15 protein-coding genes are annotated in these 24,045 nt (G+C 45.2%); 6 read left to right on the top strand and 9 right to left on the bottom strand.

The features are described from left to right. The first annotated feature begins 5 nt into the window (after nt 1-5). Nucleotides 6-1,667, top strand: a complete 1,662-nt coding sequence (locus ACHFJ9_RS00215) for an electron transfer flavoprotein-ubiquinone oxidoreductase (protein ID WP_395354670.1) — start codon at nt 6-8, stop codon at nt 1,665-1,667. A 159-nt stretch (nt 1,668-1,826) separates the two neighbouring features. Here the strand turns inward: ACHFJ9_RS00215 and ACHFJ9_RS00210 are convergent, their stop codons facing one another. After that, nucleotides 1,827-9,140 carry a VCBS domain-containing protein gene (locus ACHFJ9_RS00210; protein ID WP_395354668.1) on the bottom strand — a complete coding sequence of 2,438 codons (7,314 nt, stop codon included), beginning with the start codon at nt 9,138-9,140 and terminating at the stop codon, nt 1,827-1,829. A 368-nt stretch (nt 9,141-9,508) separates the two neighbouring features. Here ACHFJ9_RS00210 and ACHFJ9_RS00205 point away from each other — a divergent pair, with 368 nt between their 5' ends. From ACHFJ9_RS00205 to ACHFJ9_RS00195, 3 genes are all read left to right on the top strand, one after another. Beyond that, nucleotides 9,509-10,822, top strand: coding sequence for a TolC family outer membrane protein (locus ACHFJ9_RS00205; protein WP_317421524.1), 1,314 nt, complete (start codon nt 9,509-9,511; stop codon nt 10,820-10,822). Between the two features lie 5 nt (nt 10,823-10,827). Continuing rightward, on the top strand, nt 10,828-11,445 hold the full coding sequence (locus ACHFJ9_RS00200) for an OmpA family protein (RefSeq protein ID WP_199804406.1): 618 nt from the start codon (nt 10,828-10,830) through the stop codon (nt 11,443-11,445). Nucleotides 11,446-11,774: 329 nt separating this feature from the next. Then, nucleotides 11,775-13,430 carry an ABC transporter substrate-binding protein gene (locus tag ACHFJ9_RS00195; protein WP_317396863.1) on the top strand — a complete coding sequence of 552 codons (1,656 nt, stop codon included), beginning with the start codon at nt 11,775-11,777 and terminating at the stop codon, nt 13,428-13,430. Between the two features lie 74 nt (nt 13,431-13,504). Here ACHFJ9_RS00195 and ACHFJ9_RS00190 read toward each other — a convergent pair whose 3' ends face one another. The 5 genes from ACHFJ9_RS00190 to artP all read right to left on the bottom strand — a co-directional run bounded on the left by ACHFJ9_RS00190 (nt 13,505) and on the right by artP (nt 17,132). Then, entirely contained in the window at nt 13,505-14,077 is a 573-nt protein-coding gene (locus ACHFJ9_RS00190) for a protocatechuate 3,4-dioxygenase (protein ID WP_124008021.1), read from the bottom strand. Nucleotides 14,078-14,215: 138 nt separating this feature from the next. Next, a complete protein-coding gene (gene artM, locus ACHFJ9_RS00185) occupies nt 14,216-14,884 on the bottom strand; it encodes an arginine ABC transporter permease ArtM (RefSeq protein ID WP_258680698.1) in 669 nt (222 codons plus the stop codon). Further along, on the bottom strand, nt 14,881-15,570 hold the full coding sequence (gene artQ, locus ACHFJ9_RS00180) for an arginine ABC transporter permease ArtQ (protein ID WP_170891814.1): 690 nt from the start codon (nt 15,568-15,570) through the stop codon (nt 14,881-14,883). The genes artM and artQ overlap by 4 nt, the downstream gene beginning before the upstream one ends. A gap of 1 nt (nt 15,571) precedes the next feature. After that, entirely contained in the window at nt 15,572-16,315 is a 744-nt protein-coding gene (locus ACHFJ9_RS00175; protein WP_005390934.1) for an arginine ABC transporter substrate-binding protein, read from the bottom strand. Between the two features lie 88 nt (nt 16,316-16,403). Then, on the bottom strand, nt 16,404-17,132 hold the full coding sequence (gene artP, locus ACHFJ9_RS00170; protein WP_101911867.1) for an arginine ABC transporter ATP-binding protein ArtP: 729 nt from the start codon (nt 17,130-17,132) through the stop codon (nt 16,404-16,406). A 427-nt stretch (nt 17,133-17,559) separates the two neighbouring features. Between artP and ACHFJ9_RS00165 the strand changes: the two genes are divergently transcribed. Together ACHFJ9_RS00165 and ACHFJ9_RS00160 are read left to right on the top strand one after the other, a co-directional pair. After that, nucleotides 17,560-19,794, top strand: coding sequence for a hypothetical protein (locus ACHFJ9_RS00165; protein ID WP_395354663.1), 2,235 nt, complete (start codon nt 17,560-17,562; stop codon nt 19,792-19,794). A gap of 141 nt (nt 19,795-19,935) precedes the next feature. Then, entirely contained in the window at nt 19,936-20,931 is a 996-nt protein-coding gene (locus ACHFJ9_RS00160; RefSeq protein WP_395354661.1) for an ABC transporter substrate-binding protein, read from the top strand. Between the two features lie 82 nt (nt 20,932-21,013). On the opposite strand, the gene ACHFJ9_RS00155 is transcribed toward ACHFJ9_RS00160, so the two are convergent. The 3 genes from ACHFJ9_RS00155 to ACHFJ9_RS00145 all read right to left on the bottom strand — a co-directional run bounded on the left by ACHFJ9_RS00155 (nt 21,014) and on the right by ACHFJ9_RS00145 (nt 24,000). Next, the gene (locus ACHFJ9_RS00155; RefSeq protein WP_048625191.1) at nt 21,014-21,391 is read right to left on the bottom strand and encodes a nuclear transport factor 2 family protein; all 378 of its coding nucleotides are present in this window, start codon (nt 21,389-21,391) and stop codon (nt 21,014-21,016) included. 144 nt (nt 21,392-21,535) lie between these two features. Beyond that, the gene (locus tag ACHFJ9_RS00150; protein ID WP_182018454.1) at nt 21,536-22,267 is read right to left on the bottom strand and encodes a DUF3726 domain-containing protein; all 732 of its coding nucleotides are present in this window, start codon (nt 22,265-22,267) and stop codon (nt 21,536-21,538) included. Next, on the bottom strand, nt 22,264-24,000 hold the full coding sequence (locus ACHFJ9_RS00145) for a hypothetical protein (RefSeq protein ID WP_395354658.1): 1,737 nt from the start codon (nt 23,998-24,000) through the stop codon (nt 22,264-22,266). Before ACHFJ9_RS00145 ends, ACHFJ9_RS00150 begins: the two co-directional genes overlap by 4 nt. Nucleotides 24,001-24,045 lie beyond the last annotated feature (45 nt).

The following is a 24,045-nucleotide window of genomic DNA, read 5'->3' as shown; positions in this document are numbered from 1 at the left end:
GATAGATGGAACGAGAATGCATGGAGTTTGATGTCGTGATCGTGGGAGCCGGACCTGCGGGCTTAAGTGCCGCTTGTCGCCTAGCTCAACTCAACCAAGACAGTGAAGGTGACGCACTTTCAATTTGCGTTGTAGAAAAAGGCTCAGAAGTGGGCGCACATATTTTATCTGGCGCTGTTTTTGAAACTAGTGCCTTGGATGAACTTTTCCCCGATTGGAAAGAAATGGATGCCCCGCTATCAGCCTCAGTTCAGCAAGACCATTTCCTTTATCTTACTACTGAGCAAAACCATATTCGCGTCCCTCATTTCCTTACGCCACGTCCAATGATAAATGGCGAAAATAATTATGTAATTAGCCTTGCCAACCTTTGCCGTTGGCTCGCTAACCAAGCAGAAAGTCTTGGGGTGGAAGTTTTTCCTGGCTTTGCCGCTGCAAACATCAATTATGATCAGAGTGGCGCCGTGACAGGCATTAATACGAGCGATATGGGACTAGATAAGAACGGCCAAGCCAAATCTAACTTTGAGCCAGGTATCGAGCTAAAGGCAAAATACACCCTTTTTGCTGAAGGTTGTCGCGGACATCTGGGTAAAGAACTTATTCAAAGGTTCGACCTAGACGCAGGCAAGCAACCTCAGCACTACGCGCTTGGCTTAAAAGAGATATGGGAATTACCCTCTGACAGCAAGGATGTATCCGGCAGTGTTATCCACTCCGCTGGCTGGCCTTTGAGCGAGACAAATACCACTGGCGGCGGTTTTCTATATCACATGGAGAACAACCAAATCGCGGTCGGTTTGATCGTAGATTTAAACTACAGCAACCCTTACTTAAGCCCGTTTGACGAGTTTCAACGCTTTAAGCATCATCCAGCTATCGAGCAACACCTAAAAGGTGCCCAACGTATCGCATATGGTGCAAGAGCCATTGCAAAAGGTGGACTTTCTTCTCTAGCGAAACAGCAATTCCCCGGCGGTTTATTGATTGGTTGTGATGCAGGCACTTTGAATGTCGCTAAAATTAAAGGCAGCCACACCGCCATGAAGTCCGGAATCATTGCAGCAGAAGCGGTACATACGGCCCGACAAACTGGGGCTTCTGAGCCAGACTACCAGTCATTGTTTGAATCATCATGGTTGTATGACGAGCTCGCCGAAACACGTAACTTTGGTGCGAACATCCACAAGTTTGGCAGCATACTGGGCGGTGCACTTTCGACCTTTGAGCATAACCTATGGCAACCACTGGTTAAGAAGCCGTTACCTTGGACTGTCAAGGACTATTCGTACGATCACGAACAGTTAAAACCTAAACAAGAGTGCCAACCAATTACATACCCAAAACCAGATGGTGAAATCAGTTTTGATAAGCCTTCGTCGGTATTTTTATCGGGAACACAGCACGAAGAGAACCAACCTTGCCACCTTGTTCTGACTTATCCTCACATTCCAATTGATGTGAATTTGGGTATGTATGACGAGCCGAGCCAGCGCTATTGCCCCGCTGGGGTTTACGAAGTGGTGGAAGTTGAGAGTAAGTTGAAGTTTCAGATAAATGCGGCCAACTGCGTGCATTGCAAAACCTGTGACATCAAAGATCCTTCACAAAACATCACATGGAAAGCGCCAGAAGGTGGTGGCGGACCAAGCTATCAAAACATGTAACCAAAGAACCACTTAAAGTGCGAAGCAGTGCATTTACTACTGCCAATTTTTGAAGTGGTTAGGCAAAAAGTCGGTAACTAACAACAGCAGAAAAGAAAAACAGCACCTGATGATTCAATCAGGTGCTGTTTACTAAAATAACTTTATCTTCAGGTAATACTAATCCACGTTAAAAACTTGGTGATGGAACAGCTGATCAACAATTTCATGAGATGTCGCTGACGACCCTAGCTCCAACCCTGATAAATCAAAGTTCTCTAATGCCACTGACATTGTGTTGCTGCCTTCTCCAGTAATCGTCAAATTCAGAGTATCTTGGGCACTATCGTAGTCTGCGCTTACGTGTTCCAACAAGTTATCCATATCCGTTGTGTCGTCACCGACAAACTCAAGAATGTCACTCAAATCCAACTTGTCTTCATCCAGCCTAAAGTCTTTAATCACATCTCTTGATGACGTCATGTCCAGTGATTCTTGAGTAAAGGTGAAGGTGTCAATACCCTCTCCACCTGTCAAGATGTCACTGCCTAGACCTCCCGTCAGGATATCGTTTCCAAGCCCACCAACCAGAATGTCATCGCCTGCGCCACCACTCAACGTATCTTCACCTGCTTGTCCTAGCAAAATATCAATGCTTTCGCCACCAGTGATACTATTCGCAAACTCATCTCCCACCGACGCATGGCGCTCAGTTTGGGCAATATCGGTGCCAGAATCGTTCAATGTAAGTGTAAAGACGTTTTCACTTATGCCACCTTTACCATCAGACACTTTAAACAAGAAATGCATATCCGCCTGCTGGTCACCCTGTAGAGTAAGCTCATCGCTTTGAGTAAAGCTATAACTGCCATTGGATGACACTTCCAAGGTGCCGAACGCTGTCTGGATATGAAGCTGACCATCTACTTCACTGGATGAAGAAACTAACGGCTGATTTACGCTTACACCGTGCAGATCTGCGCCCAACAGAGTGAAATCGCCTTCTGCCAAAGAAACGGTCATGCTATCACCATCAGCGTCCTGGCTTCCCGCCAGTAACTCACCGGCAATTGGATCGGGAGAGAACTGGTTTAGGTACTGCCCCAAGTCTTCACCTGAGTCGATAAACACCACTTTGTCGCTAAGCTCATCTAGAGCCTCTGCTGCTTTGACATTATCAGAGAGAGCAATACCAATCCCATATACTTTGGCGTCATGAGTCTGTTTGTAATCCTCCCAGCGCTCGGCTAGATCAGGAGAAGTAACAGCGCCCTCGCTAGGGTTGGGTTCGCCATCTGAGATAAAGAATATGGTGTCCTTACTCTCAGACGGTTTTTCTGGACCGAAATAATCCCAACCATCCTGCCAAGGGTAAACGGCATTACTTGCCTCACCAGGCTCCATTACAGCCTCTAAAGCTTTATCGTAATCCGTATTGGTACCGTATTCTACGTCACACCAGTTGCGCACATATTCTGAAACTTCATTTTGGAAACTTAAATCGTTTGGATCACGGCCATTCATCTCTGGTGGGCGTGTCATCAACTCAACTTCACTCAAGGTCAGCCAGCTATGTGTGGATGTATCTCCGTCGAAACGTACCAGGCGGATATAGGTATTTGATTCTCCTCCATCGGCAATCATGTTTTCAACCATGGAATGTAACGCTGCTGCTGCTTTGTAAGCTCTCGATTCAGTTTTCGGTGCGGTTGCATCACGACCCACGGTATTTTCACCGTCAAAGGTACGGGTCATGCTGTTCGAGTGGTCGAACACTACCGTCACTTTATTGATCGGTAAGTCTTCCATCTGAGCAAAGCCCTGAACTGGAGATGAGGTTGGGGCATGGTTCTCAGTGACATTCAGGATAACCTGAGTTGTATCGGTATCCACACCATCGCTTGCAGACACTTCCAACTGATACGTTTGCTGAGTCGAGTGATCCAGTTTTACACCATCTTTCAGCCAAATCTCACCACTATTAGAGTCAACACGGAATAGATCAGCATCACCACCACTCAATTCATACTTTATGGTGTCACTGCCATCCGGATCAAACGCTTCCACCTGGCCGACTAATACCCCAACTTCTTGCTCAGCGACGTCAAAGCTTGCTGTATCTTCTGTTGGCATACCGTTGGCATCGGTGCCATGGATTTGGTCTGTATCACCGACACTGATGAATTCTGGTGCGCGATCTCGGATATCAATGGTAACTTCGCTATTTGTAGTATCACCGTCAGCATCGATAACCGTAACGTCAAGCTTCTCTTGTTGATGACCTACAACATTACTCGCTTGATAGTCGTAGTGACCATTTTCAAAGTTAATGGTCAGCTTGCCGTGGTTGGTATCAATCTGCGCCAGAGAATGATCCGATATTTTCGTGCCATCGCTGGTAGTGACATCACCGTTTACTTTGTTGTAGTAATATATCTCGCCATCGATAGTGATGTGATCTACCCACTGAGCATCACCGCCATTGTCATCCAGAAGGTTGCCTTGCAACTGGCCTGAGACCGTTTTACTAAGCAAATCCCCAATCTGAGAATCATCTACAACGACAATAGCACTACCTTTATCTGTCGCGATCGACTCCAGATGTTCCAGAGACGCACCATTACCGATACCGACAGACCAGATATTTTCAACATCCTGACCGCTACTGCTGATGCCATTTTCCATCGCATTTTGCAGAATGATGCCCTCTTCTTCAGAAGTAGGCTGAACCCGACCATTCACTATGTCCTGATAACGCTGTTCACTTTCAAAATCATCTGATGTTGACCACTTAATCAAGTTTTCACGGGTTTGAATTTCTCCCACGTTCGTTTGATTTGTCCAATAGGTAAAATCGGAAGGTCGACCATCTGAGATAAAGTAAAGCTGGGTATCGGTATTACTAAGTAATGCATCATCTTCTGGATCACTAAGTATTTCATTTATTTGGTCAACGGCCTGGTTATATGGCGTCGATGCATATGGATGTATACCAGAGATAAAGGCATCAATGGCCTCGGCAGAATCTAGCCACTCAGAAATCTGGCCAGATGGTTGTCCGCTGTAAGTTGCAATTCTAAAACTTACTGGACCCAAATCTTGGTATTGCTCAAACATTGACTTAATAGAGTCTTGAGCAAGTTGCCAGCGAGTAACATATTGTCCGTCTGCATCTGTTACCCAGTCGAGCATTGATTCTGACGCATCAAGTGCAATCACAACACTATTACTTTGTGAATCAACATCATTTATTTCGTAGTGAGCTGAAGACGATGACGGTAATGAATCCGTTACATTCAGATGCAAGGTGGCACTCTCAGACTGACCTCCGGCATCCACCTCGACGCTAGCGCGGATATCCAGCATATCCGCCCCCTGCTCCGCATGATCAAGAGGCATATGTTGATCAACTGTGAAATGACCCGTTTTGCTATCTATGTTGGCTTGAACCACTTTGATGCGGTCGGCACCTGTTCCAGTATAACCAGTTAGAGTACTCTGATCTGCACTCACTTCAAACACGACCTCTTTACCATCGCTGGTGAAACCACCTAGGTTTTGATCGGCGTTGAAGTGATATTCAGCCTCCGTTGCAGACCCGAGGTTTGCGATAAAGTTGCCTTCAGCATGTACGCCAGTATCCGTGCCAACTTGAGATTCATCCAATGCTGCGTGTGCATCACTGAGCGACATAGGCTCACCCATCACACTAACGGTAACTTTTGCTTTATCAGTCAGACCGTCGTCATCACGGATGGTGTATTCGAAGGTATAATCTTTCACTTCACCCGTTTTCAGGGTTTGTTGATCAGCTGGCAGTGACTCTAGGTACTTGGCCGCATCAAAGACCAATTTACCATCTTGCAGACTAAGGAAGCTTTCTGATGGATAGTCGATAATAGTCAGAGCGTCACCATCCGGGTCGCTGTCATTCGCTAGAACATCCAGCTCTAAAGTGCCTGAGCCGTTGGTCTGGTAAGCTTCATCAAAGGTCGTCAGGTCCGCTGATACCTGAGTAATAAAGTACTCTGAGCCTTTAGGATCAATGACACCGTCTTTATAGCTGGTAGTAGACATTTCAATACTATCGAAGAAACGCCCATCTGCATTGATGTTGACTACTTGATTACCACCACGGGTACCTTCAAACACACCTGTCGCAACCAAGTCACCTTTGTAGTAAGCCTTCCAAACACCGCGCTCAATACCAGGCTCCCAGCTACCGTTCGAAGTGTCTGTCCATAGGTTTTTCACTTCAACTTCAGCATGATCGGCAACCTGACCATTAGCGAAGGAGAAGCGCATTGCTTCACTTTGTCCAGTTGCATCATCATATCGAATCTGACCATCTTGAACCCGGTCTGAGCCGCTGTCTAGCGCAGAACTAACGCCATATTTGTGGTCGCCGTCACCAACATAATCAGCTTTAGATGCATCAGAAACCTTATTTCCAGATCGAGTATCTATCACATAATAATCAACTGTGATATCAGCACTGTCATCCCAGTTGCTCTGGTCAAGTGTCTTGGTCGTTTTTTCAATGCCCTTATCATCTTCAGCAAGAGGGGCTTCATTAATATCGCGAACCAACACTTCGACCTGAGCGGTGTCTTTACCGCCAAACTGGTCACGAGCTTCCACTTCTAGCTGGTAGTTATCGATAGATTCATGGTCCAGATTTGCACCATTTTTGACACTGATCTCACCGGTAAGACTGTTGATTTCAAACAGTTCGCTATGACCGTTTAAGTGATACGTTATCTGACTGTCCTGATCGACATCGAATGCATTTACTTTTCCAATTACACCCGATTGACTGTTTTCATCAACGCTAAACTGGTAACTATCGATGTCGGTTTTACCTTGGGCATCCAGACCAAAGTTGTCATTACTCCCACTAACAAATTCAGGAACATCATTAGTGCCCGTAATATCAATCACGATGTTTTGTTGGGTGCCATCGGTTGCCGTCAGGGTGATGGTGTCTTGCACCTGGTCACCCTCGTCCAGCTGCTGAACCTGGCTTTGATCCAGCGTATACGTCCACTGCCCATCCACCAATACTAGCTCACCGTAGGTGCCCGTAACGGTAGTGTTGCTGAACACTGGCTCGTCGCCATTATCAACATCAGAGATGATAATGGTGCCTGTTGCGGTCGCGACATCACCGAGATTGCCTTCAGTCACCTTGCCTGTGAACGTACCGTCAACAATAGGCGTGTCTTCGGTGCCCGTAATATCAATCACGATCTTTTGTTGGGTGCCATCGGTTGCCGTCAGGGTGATGGTGTCTTGCACCTGCTCACCCTCGTCCAGCTGTTGAACCTGGCTTTGGTTCAACGTATACGTCCACTTTCCATCCAACAATACCAGTTCACCGTAAGTGCCCGTCGCTGTAGTGTTGCTAAACACTGGCTCATCGCCATTATCAACATCAGTAATAGCAATGGTGCCTGTTGCGGTCACCACATCACCGAGATTACCTTCCGTCACCTTGCCGGTGAACGTACCGTCAACAATAGGCGCGTCTTCGGTGCCCGTAATATCAATCACGATTTTTTGTTGGGTGCCATCGGTCGCCGTCAGGGTGATGGTGTCTTGCACCTGCTCACCCTCGTCCAACTGTTTAACCTGGCTTTGGTCCAGCGTATACGTCCACTGACCATCCACCAATGCTAGCTCACCATAGGTGCCCGTAACGGTGGTGCTTGTAAAAATCGGATCGTCGCCGTTATCAACATCAGAGATGGTGATGGTGCCTGTTGCGGTCGCGACATCACCGAGATTACCTTCGGTCACCGACCCCGTAAACGTGCCCGTCACGACTGGCGTGTCTTCGTTGCCCGTAATATCAATCACAATGTTTTGTTGGGTGCCATCGGTCGCCGTGAGAATGATGATGTCTTGCACCTGGTCACCCTCGTCCAACTGTTGAACCTGGCTTTGATCCAGCGTATACGTCCACTTTCCATCCGCCAATACTAGCTCACCGTAGGTGCCCGTAACGGTAGTGTTGCTGAACACTGGCTCATCGCCATTATCAACATCAGAGATAGTGATGGTGCCTGTTGCGGTCGCGACATCACCGAGGTTGCCTTCGCTCACCTTGCCAGTAAACGTACCGTCAACAATGGGCGTGTCTTCGGTGCCCGTAATATCAATCACGATGTTTTGTTGGGTGCCATCGGTCGCCGTGAGAGTGATGGTGTCTTGTACCTGATCACCCTCGTCCAGCTGCTGAACCTGGCTTTGGTCTAGCGTATACGTCCACTTTCCATCCACCAATACCAACTCACCGTAGGTGCCCGTAACGGTAGTGTTGCTGAACACTGGCTCATCACCATTATCAACATCAGAGATAGCAAGGGTGCCTGTTGCGGTCGCGACATCACCGAGATTGCCTTCGATCACCTTGCCGGTGAACGTACCCGTCACGACTGGCGTGTCTTCGGTGCCCGTAATATCAATCACGATGTTTTGTTGGGTGCCATCGGTTGCCGTCAGGGTGATGGTGTCTTGCACCTGGTCACCCTCGTCCAGCTGTTGAACCTGGCTTTGGTCCAGCGTATACGTCCACTTTCCATCCACTAATACCAACTCACCATAGGTGCCCGTAACGGCAGTGTTGCTGAACACTGGCTCATCGCCATTATCAACATCAGAGATAGTAATGGTACCTGCTGCGGTCACAACATCACCGAGATTGCCTTCGGTCACCGATCCCGTGAACGTGCCCGTCACAACGGGCGCGTCTTCGGTGCCCGTAATAGAGATCACAACTTCATGCTCAGTGCCATCTACAGATAAAACGGTAATACTTCTGATGACTGGGTCACTGTCATGATCCAAAGCCTGCACTTCTTCGTGCTCATTATTCAGCTGATAATTCCAGTTACCGAAAGCATCAATTGAGAAGACGCCCCAATAACTATCTTGAACCTCACTCTGTGATTGGAATAACGCTTCACCTGTATTTGGATCAGTAACACTGAGGTTGCCAGAAGTTCCAAGCGTCACGTCTTCTTGAACGGCACCTCTATCTTCACCATCAATCAACGCTTCAGTTTCACCAAGCTCTGAGGTTGTGAATCGAGAAATATTAAATAGCGTTGTACTTTGCTCTGTCGTCACGCCGGCGGTTTCAAAAAAAGTACTTGCTAGTACTTCTGCCCCCGTTCGTTCAACAGTACCAGAGGCCGTCAAACTTGAACCCGTAATTTCACCAGCTTCAGTAGCATATTCATCACCTAGTTGACTCGGGTCTTGTCCTTTTTCGATGGCCTCTAATATTTTCGCAAGCTTGTCGGTAGAATCAGTTTGAGCTTCACCTTCTGTGTCAGCAATATATACATGCTGAGGTTGGATCTTCCCCTCTACTAATTCAACGACCACTTCTCCCGGTAACAAGTTTTCTTTAGACGCAAAAGCTTTAATTTGACCATCTAGGCCGATTACAACATAGGTTTGTGCGGTTAATTTTGATGGTCCAACCAAGAGCTTATACCTCATTTAGTAAATACAAAAATCTCAAAGTCCATAAAACTAAGAAAGTAATAAGACTTATTTTCAAGAAGCGATATACACAATTGGGCGTAAGCTAGCATCAATTAACCCACCTAAAACACGCAATTATCCTATCAATAATTTTCATGTTTTAAATTTGTTTTATTTTGCACCGTAAAAACATATGTTATGCGACCTATTTTTAATATTCTTTAAACTTGTCATTAAATTTTCATTGAAATAGCAGCTTACATTCCAAAAAAGCAAGCAAAAGGAAACGTTTGCCTTGGGTAATATTAGTAATCTTTAATATTTATTTTTGAAAAATAACTGGCGTTAAATTATTTGGGGAGATTTTAGTGAAGCTAAGTAATATTAGTATCGCGTGTTTTGGTTTGCTAATACCACTGGTTTCTAGCGCACAAACTTTAGAACAAGCAATAGCGACAACATTTGCAACGAACCCTGATATCAAAAGTGCGTTTAACGAGTATATGAGTAGTCGTTATATTATCGATAAATCACGTGGAGCATATAAACCTAGTCTCGATATTGACGCGGGTATCGGTTACGAGAGCATTCACCCTTCCGACTCTACTGGTAAGAGTGATACCGAGATGACCCGCAAAGATATGGCAATTACTCTTACCCAGTTGATCTGGGATGGTTCAAAAACCCTATATGACATTGATCGTACCTCTGCAGATGCAGAGTCTGTGCGTTATCAGTTACTTGCAGATGCCCAAAATGTTGCGTTAGAAGTCATCAAAGCTTATTTGGATGTAATAAAAACACAAAAGCTGACTGCGCTTTCCACTAGCAACCTAAACACACATAAGCGAATTTATACTGATATTAAAAAGCGTACAGAGTCAGGAATTGGCTCAGTTGCCGACCTTAACCAGGTTAAAGCTCGTTTAGCAAAAGCTCAAAGTAATGTTTTAGCTGCACAAAATAACCATAAAGACGCTCAAACAGCATTCTTTCGCTTAGTTGGTGAAGCACCAACTAACCTTATTTTTCCGCACGCAGACCAAAACTTTATCCCCAATTCTCTAGACGAGGCCCAATCGCAGGCTTTTGACAATCATCCTGTCATAAAAATAGCACTCGCAGATGTCGATTCTGCCAGGTTCCAATATAAACAAGCAGATGCAAACTATTTCCCAGTCATCTCATTTGAAGCGAAACAAAGCTGGAACGATGATGTAGGAGGAGTAAATGGTCTCAACTCTGAAACACAAGCAATGCTCCGTGTCCGATACAACCTTTACAACGGTGGCCGAGACTCTGCAAACAGTGACAGTATGGCCTACCAACTCAATAAAGCGAAAGACCTCAGAGAGCGAGCATACCGAAGTGTGGAGCAAGAGCTCCGCCTTTCTTGGAGCGCTCTTGAGCTGACTAAACAACAAAAGTCTTTTTTAATACAACACGTTGATTCCATGTCAAACACCGTTATTGCATACCAAAAACAATATCGTATTGGAAAGCGCACCCTACTTGATCTGCTGAACACTGAAAACGAGTTGTTTGAATCACGCAAAAACTACTTAGAAACACAATTTGCACAGCAATACGCACAATATCGGACCCTGACTTCAACCGGGCAGCTTTTAGACGCATTGCGCGTCGACATACCGGAAGCGTGGACTCAATCGGTGGAGTACTAAATACAATGAAAAAGAACCTTCTAATCACTCTGGCTTTAATCATAATTAGTCATCATAGTGCGTACGCACAAGATGAGCTGACGTACATTCCTATACCAAAGGCGAATCAGATTGCTGACCTAAACGACTTGGACAAAGATGGTGTGATAAACGCTCGTGATCTTTGCGCAGGCACTCCAATAGGGGCAGAAGTGGACAATGATGGTTGTGAAACCTATTTGCATAAAGAAGAGCAATACCAACTTAAGATTTTGTTTGATAATGACTCTGCTCTTATTAACCAAATTTTTAAAAACAAGATAGATGAGTTGGCTGCATTTCTTAAAAAGTATCCAACCACTTCTATAGAGATACAAGGATACGCAAGTAAGGTAGGACGCGCAGAATACAATTTAAACCTATCTCGCCATCGTGCAGAGAATGTACGCAATCTATTGATAAAAAAAGGAATCCCGGGTGACCGCCTCGCAATTATTGCTTTTGGCGACACACAGTTAGCAGAGCCGGGTATGGATCGTGTCAGCCACGCATTAAACCGCCGCGTTACTGCCACTGTTGTCGGCCAGCAAGGGATGGTTAAAGATGAGTGGACGATATTCACTACCTTCCCAGAAGTAAAATAAACTTATACCCCTGCTTATTTGCATAGATGAGTGGGGGTATTTTCATGTCATTACGCCTAACTAATTAGACACAACTAATAAAACAAACACTAACATTAATCATAACTCACTAATATTATAGTAAAAATTAAAAAGTGAGCCTTTGCTCTATATTAGTAGTAATATATTAGAGTCAAAATGAAAACCACCAATACTTTTAAATGGGAAGAAGATAAGCCAATCAATAACACTGAGGGGTTTAAGCAATCACCTTTCTTCACCACAATATGAAATCAATTTATTATATAGCTTTAATAAATCAATCATCTATTGAGGAAACATAATAAAACATGACAGAAACATGTCTTCGTAGATTGAGCCAGTTATTAAAACATTACAAACACTCTCAAACGTATCAGGTAAACCTCGACGATTTAGAACTGGTTTTTTCAACTTCTAGACGCAATATATCTAATATACTGAGAATACTTGACAGCTACAATTGGATCCACTGGGAGCCAGGTCGTGGCCGTGGGAAAGCCAGCACACTAAAAGTGACGGTAACAATACACCAAGCCCTCTACTTTACGATTCGTAATGAAATCAACAATGGTAGTTTTGACGTCATCTCGAGGTTACTTGAACATTACCGTAGCACTGCTGTAAGCGCACTTAGCCAAGCACTCGCAGAAGTTTCAGAAGAAAACAAAGATTCAAATACACTCATCGTCAGCCAGTATCCTTGGGTAGATGAGCTAACCCCTTCACTGACTTATCGCTTTTCAGAACTGCAGGTAATACGCAGCTTGTATGACACCCTATTTACCGTTGATCACTACGGTCAATTAAAAAATCACCTCGCTTGTGAGTACAAAAATGAAGGCAGTTGTATCTATATTTGGCTCCGCCCTGATATCTACTGTCACGATGGGCTAACATTACAAGCAGAAGATGTCGTACACTCTTTAAATAAGCTCGTTACAACAGATGGCCCCGTCCAAAAATTACTTCAGCAAGTCACTCGTATCAGCTTCGATAATGCCAAACAAGCTATACGTATTGACTTAAAGCAGCCTAATAACTTATTCATTTACTGCTTAGCAACCGCAAATGCGTCTATCACTACTCGACGTCAGAAGAGCTTTAAAGGTCGCAGTATCACAATAGGTACTGGCCCATTTGTACTTAGGCATTGGGATACCGACAAAATAGTACTGAAGAAACATCATAACTATTTCGCAAAAAAAGCATTATTGGAGCAAATCACGCTCTCTCATCAAGGGACTGAGCTGGCTCAATACATCAGTTATAATCAGGAAACTGACGATACCGAATGTTATATGATTCAGGCATTTTCTTTTCTAGCACGTAATCGTCGAGCCGAGTGCTCACTAAGCGAGCAAACTTGGCAGCGCCTATTTTCTTTTATCGAGAGTCGTAGATTTGAATTTGCCAAAGCGAATGGCTTGGAAACGATGCACATTCTCGATGATAACTCTCACAACGAGATTGTTCCTCAGCTTGAGGGAACGTTAGTCATAACCCATCCAAAGTGGACGATTGATTATTTAAGTAAAGCGAACCAATGGATCGTAGATTTAATCCGTCAAACTGGGTTGCATGTAGAATTTGTGGAGCTAACTGACGCTAGTAATCCTCAACTTGTAAAAGAACAAGCCGACTTGCTCTTTGTCGAAGATGTCATTGAGCCACCTTTAACCTATGGAATTTATGAGTGGCTATTAACAGGTACAGGTATTCGATTTGCTCTTCACTCTGATGAATTTGAACAGCATGTTAATCACGTACACGATGCAGTCTCTGATCCCACGCCTGAAAAACGTTTGGAGGGAATACTCTCGGAGCTCAGAGCTGATACAACAATCTTACCATTGTTCTGGGGGCAAGAAAAAATCACCAGAGCGAAAGGTGTAAGCGGTGTTCAACTCCGTAAATCTGGGTACAGTGATTTCTACAAACTAAGAGTCAGAGCTGGACAAGACTAATCTGTTAGAAGCTTCTGTTTGCTAATTACTTTTGTAATCTACGATGTGAGTTTTCAAAATAATGCTTAATCACACTAAGCGAGCACAAAATTGAACTCACCGACGACTCGACCATCAATGTTGACAGGCTCAAACTGCAAATAATTACGGGCTTTTCCGCCCCACCACTCGTTACCAGTTCGCCCTTTCAAATAAAGCTGAGTCGTTAACAGCTCTTTCTCTCCACGCCATAGTTTGACGTGGATGTGGGGAGGTCGAGAGCTATATGGAACCGGAAATAACGTTTGAAAAAGGTAATTCCCATCTTCGTCAGTTAAAACTGCACCAAAGCCTGCAAAGTGAGGATCAAACTTATTATTGTTAGGTTGATTCGGGTGTTCATAGATGCCTTGTCCATCACATTGCCATATTTCTATTTTCATTCCAGACAATGGGTTTCCTGCTGTATCCATTACCTTACCCTGAAGAAAAATGGGCTCACCAATAAGACCTTTCGACTGCAAAATCAAATTTTGACGAAGTGGCACTGGAACCACGGGATAGAATGGCCCTTCCGTTTGAGGCGGTGTCGGCTTCATTGGGCTAGCGGATTTTAGCGAAGGCACAAATATTAGCGACCATAAAGCTAAGAAGTGTCGACGTTCCATATCATCACCAGTGATTGTTTACCTTACTTAAGTTTGGTGATTCTTGATGATTTTTCCAGCGTAGCAGTACACTACAACAAACATGCCTCTGTTCAGGGCAACGCTGAACAGAGGCATTTACAAATTAGCTACTAATAATTAAACGGCTTCAAAGGCTAGTGCTTTCTTCTCTACCTGACGGAAAATGAGAGTTAGCACACCATTTACCGTTAAATAAAATGCGCCTGCAATACCAAATACCGTCAACGTATCGTAAGTTTGTGCGTTAATGCGCTGCGCGTAACCCATCAGATCCATGATCGTAATCGTGCTTGCTAGTGACGTCCCTTTGAAGACCAAAATCACTTCGTTTGAGTAAGCAGGAACGGCACGACGAATGGCGTATGGCAGCAGCACTTTTAGCGTTGCGGTTTTGTTCATCCCCAGAGCACGACACGCTTGCCATTGACCAGAAGGAATCGCGTTAAACGCCCCTTTAAACAGCTGAGTGCTGTACGCCGCGGTATTAAGCGCTAACGCTAACATCGCACAGAACCAAGGTTGGCTGAACCATGTCCAAAAAACACTTTCTCTAACTGCATCAAACTGACCCGGACCGTAGTAAACCAAGAAGATCTGTACCAACAAAGGCGTACCAGTAAACAAGGTGATGATGCCACGGCTTACCCAATGCAAACCCGGAGTACGTAGGATCAGAGTCAGCGTCATCATCAAAGCTAAGAGGCAGCCGACAACCAAGGAAGCGGCGGTCAATTGGAGGCTAGTGCCCAAGCCATTCAGCATTTGCCAAACGTGTTGTTCGTTCATGCGGTTGCCTCCTGTCCCATGCTCATGCCTTGAATTGAGAACTTCTTATCAATCAGTTTGACGGCACGTTGCGTAATCAAAGTAATGCCTAAATAAATCGCCGCAGCGGTTGCGTACCATGTAAAGGCTTCATGAGTTGCTGCCGACGTTAGCTGCGCTTGCTTCAACAAATCCGTTACGCCAATCAGTGATACAAGCGCGGTATCTTTCAACAGAACCAACCATTGGTTAGTTAAACCTGGTAGCGCGTGTCTTACTGCTTGTGGCAAAACAATGCGAACAAAAGCATGTGCCTGACTGATGCCGAGTGCACTTGCTGCTTCTCTCTGCCCTCTTCCAACGGCTTTTAACGCGCCACGTAGAGTTTGAGAAGCATAAGAAGCGAAGATCAATGACAACGCCACCACCCCAGACAAGAACGGGCTAACTTCAATAAAGTTGCCGGTGATTAAAAACAGAACCTGCGTCGAACCAAAATAGATGAACAACACGACAAGGATTTCTGGCAAGCCACGCACAATCGTCACAAATGCCGTCATTGGCCATTTAACGAAAACGCGGCGAGACATTTCACCACTGGCGAATACCACTGCCAGAATCAAACCGACTAAAAGGCTTGTGAAGGCAAGCTGGACAGTCATCCAACTAGCTTGAACAAGCGATAAAGAGTAACCCGTTAGTGCCATATTACTTACCAAAGTACTTGTTGTAGATTACGTCGTATTCGCCGTTCGCTTTCACTGTTTTCAGTGCCGTGTTCAGCTTGTTCACTAGCTCATCGTTACCTTTGTTTACTGCGATACCGAAACCGTTACCGAAATATTTAGGGTTGGTTACGTGCTCGCCCACGTATGCTAGATTGTCTTCTTTCTTGAACCATTCAGCTACGACAGCTGTATCGCCGAATACAGAATCAATACGACCGTTCTTCATATCGATGAATGCGTCTTGGTAGCTAGAGTAAGGAACCGCTGTTACGCCCGGCATTTGCTCAATCAGGTAACTTTGGTGTGTTGAACCGTTTTGAACACCAACGCGCTTACCTTCTAGTGCTTTTTGATCAGCAACTTTTTCTTTGATAGAAACAAACGCTGCTGAGTTTTCATAGTATGCATTCGTGAAATTCACTTGCTCCAAACGCGCCTCAGTAATATCCATTGCAGAGATAGCCGCATCGTAACGTTTGAATTTTAATGCAGGGATCAGGCTGTCAAAAGATTGGTTATGGAAGGTACATTTGGCTTCCATTTCTTTACATAGTGCGTTCGCCAGATCCACGTCAAAACCTTGGATTTGGTTATTTTCATCCATGTATTCGAATGGTGCGTACGTCGCTTCCATCGCGAATTTGATCTCTTCTTGTGCTGCTGCGTTTGCTGCCATAGTTGCAGAAGAAAGGCCGATTAGTGAAGCTAGTAGAATCTTTTTCATTGCAATACTCCGTGTGTACTTAGTGGGCTGACACTCGCAATGACAGCCGAGCTTATCTGTTAAATAGACTGAACTTTAAAAACGTAATTTAGTGATTTAGGTAGTCAGCAAACTGGGCGGTTTGCGGGTTAGAAAACGAATCATTTGTGCCGTGCTCGACGATGTATCCTTTTTCTAGATACAGTACGTGGCTAGCGATTTTCTTAGCAAAATCGACCTCATGCGTTACTACGACTTGGGTGATGCCAGTTTCGCTTAAATCTTTAATAATCTTAACGACTTGGTTAGTAATTTCCGGATCAAGCGCTGCGGTCGGTTCATCAAAAAGCAAGACTTCCGGTTTCATCATCAGTGCACGAGCAATCGCCACACGTTGTTGCTGACCACCAGAAAGCTGCATCGGCCATGCATCCGCTTTATCTGCCAAATGCAGCGTTGCGAGAATTTGCATTGCTTGGTTCTTCGCTTCTTCTTTATCCATGCCAGATACTTTTACCGGAGCCTCAATCAGGTTCTCCATCACTGTCATGTGCGGCCATAAGTTGTACTGCTGGAACACCATGCCTACTTTACGACGAAGTGCTAAACCTTGTTTCTCTTTGATTTCAGTAGAGAAATCAAAAACATCATTTGCGATGTTTAGCTTGCCGTTGTCCGCCCCTTCAAGAAGGTTAAGAACACGCAGTAGAGAGCTCTTACCTGCGCCACTTGGACCAAGTAACACCAGTGTTTCCCCGCTTTCACACTTAAAGCTGACATCATGAAGCACTTGTGTCTCACCGTAGGATTTATTGATTCCGCTTACCTGAATAGTCATGCTGACATACCGCATTAATTGTCACTTGGTATTTATATTACTCAACTGGACTTTTTATGCAATAAAAATGTATAAAAATTTAATTTGTTAATTTTTTGTATGATCAGCAACCACCAAGACAGAGTATCTGACTGGTTTGAAGAGTTAGTTTTAACTGAATTTGTTGAAGAAAAATCCAACAACATGGTGACGACCGAAACAAGGTTAAAATGGTGGTTATTTTTGTGCTGACGTGTAGAGGAAGTTTTGAGTCGATGAGGATGATCTATTCCAAGTACACCCGCTCATTTTTGCACAGCACCCCCTGTTAGTTTTCCTGTAAAGTCCTCTATGGCAGGGTCCTGATTACGACTTCGCGAATGGACTATAATTTCTCTTTGTATCTGACTCTTAATTTGAGTCATCTAAGTATTAATGGGATAACTCCATGTTGAAGTCGCATTGTTTTTCTCTCGTTACACTCATTTCTTTGAGCTTGCTTTCTGTGCCCAACGTTTGGAGTAGAACAGCAATCGTGTTACCTGGGTTGCATGAACAGGGTATTGATCTTCAAGATAAGCCTATCTCTGCTGCCGCTGCACTTGAATGGGAGTTGGATAATGCCGATATCGTGTTTGGAGCTTACGAAAATAAGAGTGATAACGAGCGTGTAAAAGCGCTTGGTTACATGTACAACCAAAAGCTGGAACTTAACTCAGGTTGGCTGGAAAACGATATACGTAACCAAGCAGAAATAAATAACATCGATTATGAGGACTTTTTTCTTCATTTTTCGGAAGACACTATCCTAGCTGAAGTCGACTCAAGCCATGGTGAAAATACTCTGCTAAATCGCAAACCGATGATCGTTGGCTATACCGCCAGCGCTGACCACGCCGGTTTTTGGCTATATCAACCACCGCCATGGGATGCTGATGTATTCGGTCAGGCGAATAATGGTGGTGCCCTCTATGTTTATCACTCAGAGAAGTTCGACCGCTTAACCCTTACTTTCTCCCAGTTTGCTCAAGGCGGCAGCATCACTATTGAATACCCTTCTGCCATCGATTCGTTTGGTCTGGTAACAGAATGGAAAAGCTTCGCAATTAAAAAAGACAAGACTGAGAACATGACTAAAAACCAAACGGTAAACTGGTCTGTTCCTTCGGATTGGGTTCGCGCTACGACACACGATGGTAGCGGACAAACCTATGGTGGCGGTCAGTATTTTGGGTCCACTTTTTTACGCGACGGCGGCCGCCTTTACGTTGCGAAAATTACTTGGCATGACGACAACATAGAAAACCGCCCACGTCTCGAAAACATTCAACTCAAAGATAGCTTCCCTGCCGTCAATATCTCAGGAGCACCAACGGAGACACCTGAAGGTCAAACCATTCAACGCTGGCGTAAAATTCGTGGCTTCGACAAATCTGCGGATCTCAACCAAGACAATTATCTTTCTTGGAATGAATACAAAAACCGTTCGAATAAGAATGCAACAGCACGATTTCGTTGGGAGTCACGCGTTATTCCATTTGGTCGTATGTGGAACCAAACCTCTTCTTGGGCATTAACCAACCTCGGCAATCCCGATCTTGCCAACGCAATACACCACTATTACCAAGCAGAATGGGCAAAACAAGGTTTAAACGGTGCGTACAACGACGATACGAATAAGTTACTCGGAGAAAATCAGTTCTACGTTTATTCCGGTGGTACGGTGGATGAGCTTGGTTTGGTGGCGGGAAGCCAAGCCGTTGATGATGCATACAAAGCGCAATTCTCGGCGTTCTTAAACAAATTGGCGACGCTGGATGCGGATGCGTTAATTGGCCTCAACATAGGCACGGCCAACTTATTCGGTCGTAACGGCCAAAACCACTTGGTTGATGCTGGCTCCTTGTACTTGCGCGAGCACTACCTTTTCCTTTCCACTGGCTTTAGTGGCTATGCTGGCTTAGCTAAATTTTGGGATAACTCTGCACTCGCCAAAGCGGGCCAGAAAGTGATTTATCAAGCAACAACGCGTTATGGTCGCGTCCAATACTTTGGTAACACAGAAAACAATTGGAAGCAGGACCAATATTCTGCACTAGTAGTGTTCTACTTAAACTATCACCCTGAGCGCAGTTACTTTAGTCAGTGGAATAATAGCTACCTATATGGAAGCAATAACACCACCGTTAACAACTTCTGGAAGGCAGGCGTACCAAAGAATATTGCTTATCAACCTAGCACCTTGCTTGCCATCGATTTAGGTACACCAGCCAATCAAATCCCAGATGGGTATCAGGCGACTCCGCTAATGATGTCCACCAGCACGCCCTATTCCGCCGATTACACGGTGATTGGAGATGCTTCTATGAGCAAAGTGGCTCATCCTGACTTGCCTAATGGCGCTATCGATTTGTTACCAACCCATACGTACTTTGCGTATCGCTCAGAAGATACGGTAGTGATGCATGGCCCTACGGAGATGGTGTTAGCCCGCGAATTCACCAAAGGCCGAGTGCTGTATCGTACTGATTTCTTTGGCAAGAATATCGATTATTTCTCCTCACCGAAGATAACTATCGCACTTCCAGAGCCTATGCGACCTGTAGATCAAGACGGTAACATCGGCGACTATGTTTCTCACATTGAGATCGGCGGCTACGAAGGGGTGTTCTTGCTGTATTAACTCCCTTTCAACCACTCTCACTAAACGCTTCATAAATCGCCGTTTTTATGCTTAACGTCACTGAAAAAACCTTGTTCACTGAATCTTTGTAAACCGATGTATATACTGAAGTAAATGACAACGACAAGGAAATTCAGTCACATGAAGACGACACCTTCAATGCTCTCTGTTCTGCTGCTATCAGCATTATCAACTCATGCAAATGCGGATGAATGTGGAAAAATAACCATCGCGGATATGAATTGGAATTCGGCCAGCTTAATGGCGCACATCGACCAATTTGTCTTAAATGAAGGCTACCAGTGCGATGCGGAATTGATCCCTGGTGATAGCGTTCCTACAGGCACCTCTATGATTGAAAAGGGACAACCTGACGTTGCGCCAGAGTTATGGACAAACGGTATTAAAGAAGCACTTGATAAAGGGATTGCGGATAAACGCTTGCGCATCGCTGGTGAGTCGCTTGTCAATGGCGGTGAAGAAGGCTTTTGGGTTCCCGCCTATCTGGTAAAACAGTATCCAGAGCTCGCGACGATAGAAGGCGTCATCAAGCACGCCAAACTATTTGAACACCCAGAGGATGATGACAAGTTCGCCTTTTATAGCTGCCCTGCTGGTTGGACATGCCAAATCACCTCCGGTCACTTGTTTAATGCATTAGGGTTAAGTGAGCACGGCTTTGAGATGGTTGACCCAGGCTCTGGCGCAGCATTAGCTGGCACCATCGCCAAAGCCTATGATCGCAAAATGCCTTGGTTTGGTTACTACTGGTCACCAACACCCGTATTGGGCAAGTATGATATGGTCAAAGTGGATTTGGGTAGCGGAACGGATCTGGAAGAGTATCGCAACTGTACCACCCAGCCTGATTGCGCTTCACCAAAAGTAACAATGTACCCACCTTCTCCAGTTCGCACAGTAACAACTGAGGCATTTGCGAACAAAGAACCCCAAGCATTCGCGTACTTGCAGAAACGCGGATTTACCAACGAGCAAATGAGTGAAATGCTGGCCTGGATGGAAGATAACTACGCAGATGGTGAAGAAGCGATGTTTTACTTCTTTAATACCTACCCTGACTTGTGGAAAGGTTGGGTATCTGAAGACGTAGCGGTGAGAATCGAAAAAGCGCTTTGATGATTAATACTTAAAGTGCCACAAATCATTTAACCTCCCATACCGTTTGAATAAACGGCATGGGAGACTAATCAACGATTCGTTAATACATGGTGTGACCATTCAATGTTTCTTTAGGAATCTCTTGCAGAGCGTCCCAATGTTCGACGATTTTCCCATTATGATCAAAACGAAAGAAATCCATCGTCACGTATTCAATATCATTAGGCCATGTTTGGTGAGTGTGTAGTGCCACCAAATTCCCCTCAGCAATGGCTCGCACAAACGTAATGTCTTTATTGGGATACTCGTTTTGCATCCGCTCAAAATACTCGATAAAAGCCTCGGGGCCATTTCCAACTAATGGATTGTGCTGAATGTACTCATCGCCAACGTAGTCTTCAACTGCCTTTTTTGGATTACCTCGATAGGCGGTTTCGTAAAACGCAATGGCATTTCTTTTGTTCTCTTGCAGGTCCATTTTTCTTCCCTATGTCGCTCTACTTGGTATTTAACGATAATCATAGCCTTAGAACCTAAGAAGTGACCGAACATCGCACACAAAAAAGGCCGCTAAACCGCAGCCTTCATCACTTGAAACTTGGAATCACTGTCCCTTCAGAGCTTAAACCACACCACCAGCGCCCTGCATGGAACGCTCACTGTTCTCCACTAGCAATGCAGTTGCGGTTTGTTTCAATGTTTCCCACTCTTGGTCTTCGACAAAAATACCATTTTGCCAAGAGGCTTGTTGCGTGTTGCTTAACTCATCGCCTTCAATGTGAATGGTGTATCCCTGTGCGCTTTTCTCGATATCGAAATCGTTCACAGAGAGTTCGATAACCATACTATGCAAATTCGTATCATGCCCATCAAACTGATCCGAGAAAAAGACTTCTGGCGCGATTCGTCCACGGTTTAACACATAAAGCGTTCGTTTTGGACTAGAGCCATTGACCCATTGTGCACGGCACGCGATGCCTTTTGCAGAGAGCTTCAACAACTCACTAAAACCTAGCCAACGGTTATGGCACTGTTTCAACGTGATAGTAATCGACTTGCTGTTGATCATTTTCTCAAGTGCGAAATCCAACACGGCGGGTAAGTGGCACGCCACACTGCCATTGTGCAAATCCATCTCGATACTCGCTGACGTGCTGTTGGTCACCGATACGGCGCAGTCCGAATCTAACCCAAGAAACAGGCTGGCGTTATTAAAGTGACGCACCCCGTGCAAGCCAACCATTTGCAAGTCCGCCACCATGTTCGCAATGACATCCGCCTCACCACAGTGACGGCGCATGCCAAGAAATGCCTTATTAACCGCGGCCACCAATTCGTTGTGAGAGACGATCATAATGCAAATCCTCCGTTGATTTTTAGATTGTCACTTTGCGCAATTTCTTCTCGTTCCGGCATGCTTGGGAAAATCCATGTGTCCGCCAGTTTAGGATCGTGAATTTCATCCAACAACGGCGCGCCCTGGAAGAAAGTTACTCGAACCCAACGATCCGAGCGCGGATCAAACTTAGTCGCACCAAAGATCGCCAACTTACAGCGCAATAAGTGCATTGGTAACGCATCTTTACGCAGCACGTTCATTTGAATATCACCCATTGCTCGGTTGCCTAACGTCCATACGCGACGTGTGATCGAACGGTAAGTCGGATTTTGCAACAGAAACTCTGCTACGGACATTTCTTCATCACAACCAAGCAAGGCGTGGTACAAGCGATTCACTTGTCTGCCGATATCAAGCGGCAGCTCTTTTTCTTCTCCTGCTTCCTCACCACGAACACCAAGCCTTGGTTCTTCTTTGTCTTGTGAACGATACCAGAACCAGTAGTTGTTCTCGGCTAGTGAGTAATCCGCATCAATCGCCCAGCGGTATTTGCTTTGCAACACCTCAAGTAAATCTTGGATCTTTTTCCCGCCCGGAATCGATAACGTTTCATCCGTATTCATTTGGCTAGCAAATTCATCCACCAAAGATGGGTACAGTTCGATCAAGCAAGAGGTGAGGATTTCTTGGGCTTCCACACTCATTGTTTTCTTTTGCTCGACCAAACTCGCCCAGTTAGGATGTGATGCCATTAATGTTGTTAGCTCCGATAGCAGTTGTTTGATGTCTGATATCGCTTGATGATTGAGCCTGTCTTGATGTTCATTGATGGTGATGACTTGCTCTAGATGGCGCTGTGCTTTTTGTAGTAATCCTTGCAAAGGAGCATGGAATGACGCTTCACACGGCATCGCAAAGACTCGCGCTACCGCACGTTCGCGAGAGGTCATCCATTGGTCAACGATGCACGGGTGATTAATCAAGTATGGAGCCATGCCCAAGCCAGTCGCATTGCCGACACCAAGGTAGCGCTGCAAGCCACGATGCAAAGCCACCGCGTTGTCGCCTCCTTGCTGAAGTGCCAGGTAGTGCACCCAATCCAGGCTGAATTCACGCAACATATATACGGCACACATTTGCGCACTAAAAGACTGGCTGAAATCTGGGTTATTCTCTAACAGTTTGAAATCGGCGATACCAAACTTTCCGTTACCATACACAGCAGTGGTACGAAGGATATACCCCACTTCCGCCAACTCTTTTGGCTCGGGCTGCTTGCCTTGAGAAAGAGCGCTAACAATGTGCTCAAACACGCGTACGCTTTTGTTTGCGCGAGCCAGAACAAGTACGTTGTTTGGATTACGTCCCGCTTCTTGCAGCGGTACATTTGCTCGCAATCTTTCCAACAAAGTAACATCAACATCGCCTTGAACCAGTGCGAATGTGACGTCCCACTTTTCAGCAATGACGCGGTCATTACGCTCGTCATCAGCAATTTCATCACAGAACACCACCAAATGATAAACGTGCTCTAGCGTGGTCAATTTGTAAATAACGTGACCATAACCACGCGGACAAAGTTGCCACTCATGCTTGGTTACTTGCCAATTTTGGCTTGCCATATTACGAATCAGACTACGAACAAAGCTGATTCGGTTTTGGTGCATTGCGCCAAGCCTTTCGGCTGCCATGACAATCGCTGCATCGCGCATAGTTGCTTCCGTATAAGTAGAACGATGTGCATCCATTTTGCTCACCACCTATTTGTTATTGTAAGAATACTAGGGTTTGTG

Origin of the sequence: Vibrio sp. D3 (assembly GCF_043995865.1) — a bacterium.
GTDB classification, from domain to species: Bacteria; Pseudomonadota; Gammaproteobacteria; order Enterobacterales; family Vibrionaceae; genus Vibrio; species Vibrio diabolicus.
The sequence above is the reverse complement of the archived record's forward strand: the minus strand, read 5'-3'. Positions and strand labels throughout refer to the sequence as shown.